This is a genomic window from Micromonospora sp. NPDC005254 (assembly GCF_042872525.1).
Lineage (GTDB): Bacteria > Actinomycetota > Actinomycetes > Mycobacteriales > Micromonosporaceae > Micromonospora.
Map to the genome: position 1 here is coordinate 1 of NZ_JBIAKM010000001.1, position 11,221 is coordinate 11,221.

General features: G+C 73.0%; 8 protein-coding genes and 1 rRNA gene. 5 read left to right on the forward strand and 4 right to left on the reverse strand.

Translation table 11 applies throughout. From position 1 onward, the window contains the following. Window positions 1-128 precede the first annotated feature (128 nt). Window positions 129-245 (forward strand): 5S ribosomal RNA (gene rrf / locus ACFYPR_RS00005). Window positions 246-421: 176 nt separating this feature from the next. Then, complete coding sequence (locus ACFYPR_RS00010) at window positions 422-1,360, forward strand: cyclase family protein (protein ID WP_387258087.1); 939 nt, start codon at window positions 422-424, stop codon at window positions 1,358-1,360. A gap of 27 nt (window positions 1,361-1,387) precedes the next feature. On the opposite strand, the gene ACFYPR_RS00015 is transcribed toward ACFYPR_RS00010, so the two are convergent. Next, a complete protein-coding gene (locus tag ACFYPR_RS00015) occupies window positions 1,388-3,211 on the reverse strand; it encodes a VanW family protein (RefSeq protein WP_387258088.1) in 1,824 nt (607 codons plus the stop codon). A gap of 197 nt (window positions 3,212-3,408) precedes the next feature. On the opposite strand from ACFYPR_RS00015, the gene nudC reads away from it, so the two are divergent. After that, entirely contained in the window at window positions 3,409-4,329 is a 921-nt protein-coding gene (gene nudC / locus ACFYPR_RS00020) for an NAD(+) diphosphatase (protein WP_387258090.1), read from the forward strand. 19 nt (window positions 4,330-4,348) lie between these two features. On the opposite strand, the gene ACFYPR_RS00025 is transcribed toward nudC, so the two are convergent. Further along, on the reverse strand, window positions 4,349-5,611 hold the full coding sequence (locus ACFYPR_RS00025; protein WP_387179269.1) for a polysaccharide biosynthesis protein: 1,263 nt from the start codon (window positions 5,609-5,611) through the stop codon (window positions 4,349-4,351). Between the two features lie 20 nt (window positions 5,612-5,631). Continuing rightward, window positions 5,632-7,854 carry a hypothetical protein gene (locus ACFYPR_RS00030; RefSeq protein ID WP_387258092.1) on the reverse strand — a complete coding sequence of 741 codons (2,223 nt, stop codon included), beginning with the start codon at window positions 7,852-7,854 and terminating at the stop codon, window positions 5,632-5,634. Window positions 7,855-7,991: 137 nt separating this feature from the next. Between ACFYPR_RS00030 and ACFYPR_RS00035 the strand changes: the two genes are divergently transcribed. Both ACFYPR_RS00035 and ACFYPR_RS00040 read left to right on the forward strand, forming a co-directional pair. Next, a complete protein-coding gene (locus ACFYPR_RS00035; protein WP_387258093.1) occupies window positions 7,992-9,710 on the forward strand; it encodes a hypothetical protein in 1,719 nt (572 codons plus the stop codon). After that, window positions 9,707-9,874: a hypothetical protein gene (locus tag ACFYPR_RS00040; protein WP_158609830.1), complete on the forward strand. Its 168-nt coding sequence runs from the start codon at window positions 9,707-9,709 to the stop codon at window positions 9,872-9,874. The genes ACFYPR_RS00035 and ACFYPR_RS00040 overlap by 4 nt, the downstream gene beginning before the upstream one ends. Before the next feature lie 57 nt (window positions 9,875-9,931). Here ACFYPR_RS00040 and ACFYPR_RS00045 read toward each other — a convergent pair whose 3' ends face one another. Beyond that, window positions 9,932-11,092, reverse strand: a complete 1,161-nt coding sequence (locus tag ACFYPR_RS00045) for a glycosyltransferase family 4 protein (RefSeq protein WP_354859328.1) — start codon at window positions 11,090-11,092, stop codon at window positions 9,932-9,934. Window positions 11,093-11,221: the final 129 nt, after the last annotated feature.

Consider the following 11,221-nt stretch of genomic DNA (forward strand, 5'->3'; position numbering starts at 1 on the left):
CGGGTTCAGTTGACCGGTACTAATAGGCCGAGGACTTGACTACTAAGCTGCTACGCGTCCACTGTGCAACTCTGAACAAGCGAACACCCGTGACGTTGTGCCGGGGTTGTTTGATATGTTCATAGAGTTACGGCGGTCATGGCGGAGGGGAAACGCCCGGTCACATTCCGAACCCGGAAGCTAAGCCCTCCAGCGCCGATGGTACTGCACTCGTGAGGGTGTGGGAGAGTAGGACACCGCCGGACAATCTTCCAGAAAAGGCCACCCCCAACGGGGGTGGCCTTTTCTGCGTTTCCGCGCTTGGCACCCGATGCCGGTGACCGATACCTGGGCCTAGGCTCGTTCCTGTGGATGACCTCCTGGCGAAGGATCAGACCGCGTGACCGGAGGAGTCGATGCGGGGATGCCCCCAGAGCGACCGATGCCCACTCAGGACGACGTGCTCGGATACTTCGACACGCTGTCGAACTCGGGACGGTGGGGTGACGACGACGAGCTCGGCACCCTGAACCACATCACCGACGACGTCCGGCTGGCGGCGGCGCGGGCCGTGCGCCACGGCCGGAGCGTGTCCTGCGCGTGGGAGGTCGCCGTACCGGAGGAGATGGAGCGGTCGACGATGTCGTGCCCGTGCGCCGCCGACATGCCGGGCGCGGAGCAAATGCCGGTGGCCGCCTTCCACGCTGATCGGCGATGGGGTTTCTCGTCCGAGCGGCTCGGCATGACCTTCCACGGCAACACCATCACCCACATCGACTCGCCGTGCCACCTCTTCTGGGACGGCACGATGTACAACGGCCGCTCGCACTCGTTGGTCGACGCCGCGACGGGATCGGCGTGGGCGGCCGTCACGGCCGCGGCGAACGGCATCGTCACCCGTGGTGTGCTGCTGGACGTCGCGGGGGCCCGCGGTGTGCCGTGGTTGGAGCCGGGACAGGGTGTCGTTCCCGAGGATCTGGAGAAGGCCGAGCGCCGCCAGGGTGTCCAGGTGCGACCCGGCGATGCGGTGCTTCTGCGCACCGGCTACGGCCGCTTCCGGCACGAATCCGGTGTGGCCAGCGGTTTCACGCAGGCCGGCTGGCACGCGTCCTGCCTGCCGTGGCTGCATGAACGCAAGGTCGCGCTGATCGGCGCCGACACTCCGCAGGACGTTCAGCCGTCGGGGTACGACGACGTGTTGATGCCGGTGCACGCCGTGAGCCTCGTCGCGATGGGTCTGTGGCTGCTCGACAACTGCGACCTGGAGGCGTGCGCGACAACGGCCGCCGAGCTGGGCCAGTGGGACTTCCAGCTCGCCGTCGCGCCGGTCCGCTTCGCCGGCGCGTCCGGCAGCCCGGTCAACCCGATCGCCACATTCTGACCACGGCGTGAGGACAGCCGTGGAGGCTCAGGAGGGCTTGGGGCCGCAGACGTAGCGGGGCTCCGCGTCGTAGCGCCAGGTGAACTTCTCCCGCTTGACGACCACGCCGCCCTTCTTGATGACCCGGAAGGCGTCCTGGGCGAAGCCGTTGATGCCGTTGCTCGGAATGCACGACGGGCCGGGTTCGAGGTGGATGACCTTCGGGGTGGTGATGTCGCGCCGAGGGCCGTACTCCGTCTTCACGCTGTCGTAGATCTTCGTGCTCCAGATCGAGACGGTCACCGAACTCGACGTGTACGAGGTGTCGATGAGCAGGCCGTACTCGGTGTTGTTGCGGAACTTGAAGTCCAGGCTCGGCCAGAAGATGGTCGACTCGATGACGGCCGGGTACCTGTCGAACCAGTACGAGTGCGGCTTGTGCTCGACGTCCTCCAGGCCCGCGTAGTAGGTGGCGTTGAACAGGGTGGTGGTGAACTGCGAGGTGCCACCGCCGACGCCCGGCACCAGCTTGCCGTCCAGGATGACCGGCGCGTCCCGGTAGCCCTGCGCGTAGCCACGTTCGCCGGTGTGCCCGTTCAGGGAGAACGTCTTGCCCGGCAGTACGACCGTGCCGTCCACCTCCTTGGCGATGGTGGCGATGTTCTGGCTGCGCGACGACGCCATGCCACCGGTGAACCGCGTGGTGAAGGTGGACACCCGCTCCTTGATGCCCAGACCGGCCAGCTTCTCCGCGGTCAGCTCCGGCGGTGTCGCCTTCAGCTCGCCGGTCACCTCGCGTCCGTCCGACTTCGGCAGCACGGCCAACAGGTCACGACCCAGGGCTGCGGTGTCGAGCTGCTGGCCGGCGCGACCGTCGGTGACCTTGGGTCGGCCGCCGGAGATGGTCATCGACGCGTCCTTCGGGGGCACCTCGATCGCGAGCAGGTCGTCGCCCAGGGCTGTGCGCAGCCGCTTGACGTCGACCGCCGGGGTGAGCTTGCCGGCCTTGTCGGCGGTGAATCGGAGGCTCTTCGCGATGGCCGCCGGTGGCACCTGCACGGAGCCCTTGTCGGTGCGCAGGGTGACCGGCGCGGCGACCGCCGGCTTGGCCAGCTCGGCGACCAACCGGTCCAGCTCCTCGGCGGTGGTCGCCGGCTGACTCTCCACGAGCGGCACGGTGACCGGGGTGCCGGCCAGCCACCCGGTGCGGACGGCGTCGGCGGAGCGCTGCGGGTCGAATGCCAGGCTCGGCTTGGGGCGTACGACCTTGGGGGTGGTGCCCTGGTAGGTGATGGCCGGCATCGTCATCGGGCGGACCTGGTCGCCGAGCACCTTGCGCAGGGCCGCGTCCAGCCGGTCGGCGTCGATGGTGACCACCGGGTCGACGGTTCGGGAGCCGACCAGCCGACTGACCGGGTGCGCGTCGGCCTCGGCCGCCGCGGCCACGCTGGCCGCCACGTCGACGCTCAGCCCGACCTCGGCGGGGTTGATCTCGGCGGTGCGCTCCCCGACCGTGACCCGCAGTGGCGCGGCGAGGGCCGCCGCCCGCCGGTCCAGCTCAGCCCGCAACTCCCGGTCGGCGGCGCTGCGGCTCCGTCCGCCCAGCTCGGCGCCGAGCACGCTGGTGCCCCGGGGCACGTCCCCGGCGTACGCCCAGGCGCCGGCGCCCGCCACGGCGGCGAGGACGGTGCCGGTGACGCCGGCCGCGAGCAGCATCCGCACCCGGCGGGGACGGCGTCCACCGTTGCCCGGCTCGGCGGTGGCCGTGGGCGGCGTGACCGGATCCGGCCCGTCGTCCGGCCAGGTGACCGCGGTGACCTGCACGGTGGGTCGGTCGTCGGTGGGTGGACGTTCATCGCCGTACAGCGTCACTGCAACCTCGATCGCCAGGTGCCACGGGAGGTCCCCCCTCCCGGAGGACACCACGGTAACCAATGCTCGGCCGTCCGCGCGGGCTGCGCCCGCTCTGCGCTGGCACCGCGTGTCGTTCGGCGTGTCGCGTGGGCCGGGGGCGAGCCAGGGCCGGGGTCGGTGCCGACGCCGGGTCGCCGCCGTGGCACGGTGGCGGGGTGGACGCTGCGGAGCGGGTGTTGGCGTACGGCGGCGGTTGGCTGGAGCGGGCGGGCGCGCTGCGTACCGACGCCGCTCGACTGGACGCGCTGCTGACCGACCCGACGACCGTGGTGCTGCCGCTGTGGCGGGACCGCTGCCTGGTCGACGGGGTCGGGCCGGTCCGGTTGACGGCCGAGCGCGCGTCGCTCGTCCGGTCGGCTGCCGCCGAGACCGTATTCCTGGGGCTCGACGGGGACGTCGCGGTGTTCGCCGTGGACCTCTCCGGGCTCAGCGAGCCCGCCGCCGTCGAGATGGCGGGCGCGACGCGGGCGGTCGACGTACGGGCCCTGGTCGGGCGGCTCGACCCGGCTGACGCGGCGGCCCAGGCGTACGCCCGGGGGTTGCTGCACTGGCACCGGCAGCAGCGGTACTGCGGCACCTGCGGCGCGGCGGCCGTCGCCGGCGGTGGCGGGCATGTGCGGACCTGTTCCGGCGCGGAGTGCGGTCGGCTGCTGTTCCCCCGGATCGAACCGGCGATCATCGTGCTGGTCGAGGCGCCCGGCTCGCCGGAGCGCTGCCTGCTGGCCCGGCACGCGGGCGCGGCGGCGGACGCGTACTCGACGCTGGCCGGCTTCGTCGAGGTGGGCGAGAGCCTGGAGGACGCGGTCCGGCGGGAGATGGCCGAGGAGGCCGGTGTCACCGTGACGGACCTGGCGTACCAGGGGTCGCAGGCGTGGCCGTTCCCCGCCGGGCTGATGGTGGGCTTCCGGGCCCGCGTCGCGTCCGAGGAGGTGCGGGTGGACGGCGTGGAGCTGTTGGAGGCGCGCTGGTTCAGCCGGGCGGAGCTGCGCGAGCGGGTCGCCGCCGGTCGTCCACTCGGCCGGGTCGACTCGATCGATCACCAGTTGCTGAGCACCTGGTTGGCAGCGGGCGACTGACCCGGGCAGCGCCCAGGGGTCAGCCACGCGCGGGGCGGGCCAGCCAGACCAGCACGGCTGCGGTCAGCGCGGCGGTGACCAGCGCGCAGCTCAGTACGCCCTCGACCGTGCGCGGCGCCACCAGCAGGGCCGCACCGACCAGGCCGGCGGTGGCCACCCAGAGCGGCGCGGCCGGCCAGCGGGCACCGGTCGCCACTCTTTCGTTGACCAGCATGAACACCACCGCGTAGAGGGCGCCGGTGGCGGCGAAGAGCGGGGCCTCGCCGGCCAGGTGCAGGTAGTCCGCCCCGCCCACCAGCCGGAAGGCCAGCTCACCGGCGACCGCTGCGGCGGCCACCAGCACCGCACCGCAGGCCACGATCAGCCCCAGCGCGAGCGCCCGGGCCCGCCGGTCGCCCGAGGCCAGCCGCGGCAGCACCAGCAGAGTGACCACCTGCGGCGCCCAGAGCGCGCCCTTGGTGAGGACCGCGCCGACCGCGTAGCCGCCGGAGCCGCTGGCCGGCAGGAGTTGGCGGGCGAGGAGCAGGTCGGCGTACGAGATGACCAGCATCGCGAGGGTGGCACCGCACGCCGTCAGCACCTGCCGGCCGCTCAGGGTGCGGTCGCGGTCGTCGGCGAGGGTTGGTGCCACCCCGGGTCCGGGGACGCCGAGGGCCGGGCCGCTGGGGGCGGCGGGCGCGGCGAGCCGGGCCAGCAGCGGGAGGACGACGAAGCCGGCCAGCGTCCCGAGCAGCAGGGAGCCGACCGGTCCCCAGCCGAGGGCGAGCCCGACGATGAGACCGCCGTAACGCCCGGCGGCGAGCCCGGTCATCGCGCCCGAGAGCCGCAGGAACCGCTGGTCACCCTGGAGCTCGCCGAGCCAGCGACCGGCCAGCACGGTGGCGAAGGTGGTCGGGGCGAGCAGCAGGGTCAGCGCGACCGGGAGCCGGAGCGCCACCGTGAGTACCGGTGCCGCGACGAGGGTCATCCCGGCGGTGAAGGCGGCGGTGCGCAGCGCCAGTCGTGTCGTCCCGCTGGGCCCCGACCGGGCGCGATGGGCCGCCACCGCGATCTGCAGGCCGAACCCGGGCACCGCCGCGATGGCGCCGAGTGCCAGCACCGTGGCCAGCGCACCCAGGTCGGAGGCGGTCAGCTGGCGGGCACCGAGCATCGGAACCAGGTAGGCCAACCCGTTGGTCAGCATGGTGGCGGCGGTGACCGCCGCTCCGGCGACACCGAGCCGCACGACCCCTGTGTCGCGGGCGGGGCGCTTCGCCGCACCGGGCTGGGCCGGGTCCGCCACCAGCCGGGGTTCCTCGGTGGTCACTCGGGCTTCGGTACCACGTCGCCGACGCTGATCTCGTTCGTGCAGAGCGTCAGGTCCGGCCCGCCGGTCACCGTCAGCTCCACCGCGCCGTCACCGCCGGTGATCTCGAAGAAGCGCTGGTTCAGGCCCCTCTTGACCGGGAACGTGTGGCTGCCCTGCCCGAAGCGCAGCACCGCAGTGCCATCGGCCGAGCTGAGGTACCCGATGCGGACGACCCAGTCCCAGTGGTGCCGTGGCTTGTCCAGCGGTATCCGGACGGTCTGACCGGCTTGCACCAGGTAGCCGCAGCCCTCCTGCGGGCCGGGCACGACGTTGCTGCCCTGGATGATGGCCACCTGGACCCGCCCCAGCCCGTCGAGTATCGAGGCGTTCTCCGTGTCCTCCACGAACTCCGGGCGGGAGCCGGCGGCGGCGAAGAACCGGGACTGATAGTTGTACGGCCAGGACAGATTCGACAACACCTCGCTCGGGAGCGGCGTGTCGAAGAAGACGGTGCCGGGCGGGGCGCTGGCCAGCTCGATCCGGGCCGTGTCGAGGTAGGACCGGCCGTACTTCTTCGCCCACTCGTCGCCGTAGCGCGACGTGGTCCAGACCGTGCCGAACATCGCCGCCACCAGCAGGAGCGCCAGACCAGCCGTCACGACCTCGCGGTACCGCTCGGGCACCGGCCCCAGCCAGTCCGGCGGCACTGGTGTCGAAGGCCGCCGCTCCCGTCCGCCGGCCGCGGACGACGCCGGGACGTCCGGCTCGCGCTCCGCGGAGGGCCGCGCCGTCGCCGGGGCCTCGGCTGCCGGCTCCGGATCGAACTCGGGATCCGGCTCGGTCCTCGGCTCGGCGGCCGGCCCGTGGTACGGGTCGTCCGGGGCCTCGGCGTGGATCACACCGGCCCGGGACGAGTAGGCCGCGACGCCGGAGCGCGGTGCGGCCGGCGACGGCTCCGAGCGCGGCACGTCGGGCTCTGCCGCGCTCGGTGCGGCGGCCGGCTCCGCGTCAGCGGACGGTGCGGGAGCCCCGGCGGGCGGGGACGCCTCGCCGCCGGTCGGTTCGCCGTCGGTCGGCGTCGGTCGGGCAACCCCGACGAGAGCGACACCGACACAGATGGCGGCGACCACCACGGCGTCGCTGACGTAGCGGGGCACCCCGCCGGCGACGCCGCTGAACACGGAGCCGAGCCGGGTGGCCGCCAGCAGCGTCGTGGCGATGATCAGGTAGCCGCCGAGCAGGACCCAGGCGCGGGTGGCCCTGCGGTCCCGCTTCACCGTCAGTACGATCAGCGCGGCGAAGACCGCCCAGGAGATCCAGCGGCCGAGGTCGGGCGGCGCGACCACCGGCGACCCGTCCCCCGCGCCGAGCCAGCCCCAGGGCCCGCCCAGCAGACCCGGCACGAGCGTGGAACCGAACAGTTGGGTGAAGAAGGACAGCACCTCACCCACCGACTCCGGCCGGCGCACGGACGACTCGGCGCGCTGCAGGTAGACCGCGGCGAACGCGCCGACCAGCGCGGTCAGCACCAGCCAGGACGGCCACCAGCGACGCAGCGTCGTCAGCACCGAGCGGACCGGCCCGCCGTCGGTGAGGAAGCAGACGGTGAAGAGGAAGACCAGCGGTACGACCAGCAGTGCCTTCTCGAAGAAGAGCAGACCCAGCAGTACGGCGAGAGCCAGCGACAGCAGGTGCCGCTTGCGGCGGGTGCGGACGTACCTGAGCTGGGCGCCGACGGCGAGCACCATGCTCAACTGCATCGGCAGCATGTTCGCCCCGACCGCCCACCACGAAGTCGCCTCCAGCGTCAGCGGGCTGAACAGGAACATCCCGAGCGGGACGAGCAGCAGCCTGCTCGGTCGCAGCAGGTCGCGCAGCAGCCGGTAGAACGCGACGGAGAGCACCGCCTGACCGGCCGCCATCAACAGCACGTACGGCCAGTAGGTGAGCCCGAAGGCGTCGGTCACCAGCCAGGTGAGCAGTCGGCCGCCCGGCATGAAGTGGTTGTTGTAGAGGGTGAGCAGGAAGCCCGGGGTGAGGGCCGATTCGCTGGACTGCGTGACCAGCACGTAGTCGTCGGCCGCCAGGTAACCGCGGGAGGCGATCTGGGCCCGCCACAGCACGCTGACCACGATCATCGTGACGGCGAGGGGCCGGATCGGATCGGTGCGTACCCGTCCACCGGCCCCGCCGGTTTCGCCACGCGCCGCGCCCACCTCGGATCCGGTCAATGCCATGGCGGGAAGACTGCCACACGGATGACGGGCCGCCCCATCAGGTCAACGGATGGTTCGGGGGCCGCCGGGTGGTCCGCGTACAGTGGCCGCCACCAGCGCGACGGGTGGTCGGGCCGGATCGGGGTGGGGTCGTCAGGATGCGCGAACGGATGGTGCCGCACGGCGTCGCCGCCGCCGTCACGGCGGTGGTCCTGACGCCGCTGCTGCTCCCCGGTTACGTGCTCCGCTACGACATGGTCTTCGTGCCCCGGCAGGCGTTGAGCTGGGAGGTGATCGCCCCGGCCTCGGCGCTGCCCCGGGCCGTCCCGCAGGACGCCGTGGTGGCGCTGGCCAACCAGCTCGTGCCGGGCTGGTTGCTGCAACGGTTGGTGCTGGTGGCGATCATCTACCTCGCGGCGCTCGGCGCGGCCCGGCTGGTGCCGACCGACCGGGTCGCGGTCCGGGTGGTGGCCGCCCTCGGGTACGCCTGGACGCCGTACCTGGCCGAGCGGCTGCTCGTCGGCCAGTGGGGACTGCTGGTCGCGTACGCCGCGCTGCCGTGGCTGGTCCGGGCGGCGATCGGGGTACGGACCGGCCGGCCCGGCGCGCTGCCGCGGCTGCTGCTCGCCGCGGCGGCATCGGCGATCACCCCGAGTGGCGGAGTGATCGCGCTGGTGGCGATCGCGGTGCTGCTGCCCGGACGGTATCCGGGGGCGGCCCGGGCGGTTTCGACCGCGCTGGGCGCGACGGTGCTGCTCAACGCGCCGTGGCTGGTGGCCGGTTTCGTGAGTACCGGCAGCGGCAGGTCGGACCCGGCCGGTGTGCTGGCGTTCGCGGCCCGGGCGGAGAACTGGGCGGGGCCGCTGGTGGCGCTCGCCGGCACCGGTGGCATCTGGAACGGGCAGACCACGCCAGCCTCCCGGGGTGCGCTGCTGGTGCCCCTGGTCACCGTGCTGGTGCTGGCCGTCGCCGGGTACGGCGTACCGCTGCTGTTCCGGCGCTGGCCCGCTCCGGTGGCCGGCCGCCTCGGCCTGCTCGCGGCAGGTTCGTGGCTGGTGGCGGCGCTCGGTGCGCTGCCCGGCGGCGCGGATCTGCTCGGCTGGCTGGTCGCGACGCTGCCCGGCGCGGGTCTGATCCGGGACGGTCAGAAGCTGCTCATCCCGTACGCGTTGGCCCTGGCGGTGGCCGGGGCGCTCGGCGCGGAACGCCTCGCCGACCGGCTCGCCGCCCGGTTCGACCCGGCCACCGGTCGGGTGCTGCTGGTCGGTGCCGCGCTGCTGCCGGTGGCGCTCCTGCCCGACCTGGCGTTCGGCGCTGCGGGTCGGCTCCGACCGGTGGCCTGGCCGGCGGACTGGACCGCGGTGGCGCGGCTGGTCGAGCAGCGGCCCGGTGAGGTGATCTCCCTGCCGTTCCAGGAGTACCAGCGCTATGGGTGGAACCGCGGCCAAGTGGTGATCGACCCGGCGCCCCGGTACCTCGGCGTGCCGGTACTGATCGACGACACGCTGCGCGTTGGTGGGCTGGCGGTGGCCGGCGAGGATCCGCGCGCCGCGCGGGTGCGGGAACTCCTCGCCGCCGGGACGCCGGTGTCGGCGGCCGGCCCGCGCTGGGTGCTGGTGCAGCGGGCGGCGGGGCCGGCGCCGCCGCCGACGTCCCTGGTCGGGCTGCGGATCGTCCACGATGGGCCAGAGCTGACCCTGTACGAGAACCCGCGCTGGTCTCCACCGCCCGCGCCAACCCGGCCCGGACCGGTCGGGCTCGCCCATCTGCTGGCCGGAACGGTGGTGCTGGCCATCGGTTTTTCGGGCACTGCGCGCGCACGCTACCGCGTGGTAGCGTCCCGGCACGCGAGTCCCGCGGAAGGAGAAGGTGGATGAGGAACCTGCCCGCATTCGTTGCCGTCGGGGTGCTCGGGGTCGTGCTCGGCCTGCTCGGTAGCGTCGGTCTGGCGAATGTGCTCAGCCCGTCCGCCAAGGAGGCTGCCACCACGAACGTCAATGGTGAGCAGGGCGCAGAGCCTCCGCTGTACGGCACGCGCTAAGTCAGACGACGAAAGGGCGCCCGCTGGTCGCGGGTGCCCTTTTCGTGGTGCTCGGAGTCAGTCGGCCCGGCCGGTCGCTTGGGTCACCAGTTGGGCGAAGCGGGCCCCGGTCGCCGTCCAGGTGAAGCGGGACGCGTGGTGCAGCGCCGCCTCCCCCATCGCCTTGCGCCGCACGTCGTCGGCCAGCAGTTCGCGCACCTGGTCGGTGAACTCGGCTTCGTCGTCGACGAGCAGGCCGGTTTCGGTGTCGACCATCGCCTCGGCGACCCCGCCGGCGTAGCGGAAGGCCACCGTCGGGGTGCTGCGCGCGGCGGCCTCGACGATGGTGAGCCCCCACCCCTCCTTGATCGACGGGGTGAGCGCCACCCAGGCCGAGGAGAGTACGGCGTGCTTCTCCTCCTCGCTGATGAAGCCGGTGAACCGGACGCGGTCGGCGATGCCGAGCGAGTCACACAGCTCCCGCAGCGGCTGCTCCCACCAACCCTGGCCCGCCACCACCAGCTCCAGGTCGGGCAGCTCGCCGATCAGTTCGGCGACGGCGCGCAATGCGATCTCCACCCGCTTGTGCGGGACCAGACGGCCGAGCACCAGCAGCGACGGGTGTGGGGTGCGCGGCAACGGTGGGCCGGTCACCGGGGGCGTGCCGTTGGGCACCACGTCGATCCGCTCGGCGGCCACCCCCAGTGCGGCCAGCTCCGCCCGGCTGGCCTCCGAGACGGTGACGTACCGGCAGCGGCGGTAGAGCCGGACGGCCAACCACGACTCGATCCACCAGCCCAGCCGGGCCATCCACGGGCCGAAGACGACCGGCCACTGCTCCCGGTGCACGTGGTGCACCAGCGCGATCACCGGGCGGCCGGCGTACAGCGGCGCGAAGAACGGCACCCCATTGCAGACGTCGATCACCAGGTCGGGCCGGCCCAGGCCGCGCCGGCCGAGCGGGCCGAAGCCGAACCGGCCGGCGAGACAGGTAAGCGCGGCGCGGGCGTACACGGTGTGCCGGGAACCGCGGCGCAGCACGCGGACGCCCTCGGCGGTGGTCTCCGCCGGACCGGCGTTGCCGTGCGCGGCGCAGAGCAGGGTCACCCGGTGGCCCATGGCGACCAGTTCGGCGGCGATCCGCTCGAGGTAGACCTCGGAGCCACCACCTTCCGGGTTGGTGGTGTCGCGCCAGTTGAGGAACAGGACGTGGCGTGTGGGGGCGACGGAGGGGTCCACGCTGCTCCTACCGATGAGTAAGTGAGCACGATCGCGCCACCCTAGGGCTGCCCGGCCGGTGGGCGCAATGGGTCGCACCGGCAGCGAAACTCGGATAACCGCTCGTCGATCGGGGTTTGCCGGCGACGG

What these genes read in the sequence shown, in the direction of transcription:
- ACFYPR_RS00040 (WP_158609830.1), top strand. Translation starts at nt 9,707, where the DNA reads ATGAGGAACCTGCCCGCATTCGTTGCCGTCGGGGTGCTCGGGGTCGTG.
- ACFYPR_RS00010 (WP_387258087.1), top strand. Translation starts at nt 422, where the DNA reads ATGCCCACTCAGGACGACGTGCTCGGATACTTCGACACGCTGTCGAAC.
- ACFYPR_RS00030 (WP_387258092.1), bottom strand. Translation starts at nt 7,854, where the DNA reads ATGGCATTGACCGGATCCGAGGTGGGCGCGGCGCGTGGCGAAACCGGC.
- ACFYPR_RS00035 (WP_387258093.1), top strand. Translation starts at nt 7,992, where the DNA reads ATGCGCGAACGGATGGTGCCGCACGGCGTCGCCGCCGCCGTCACGGCG.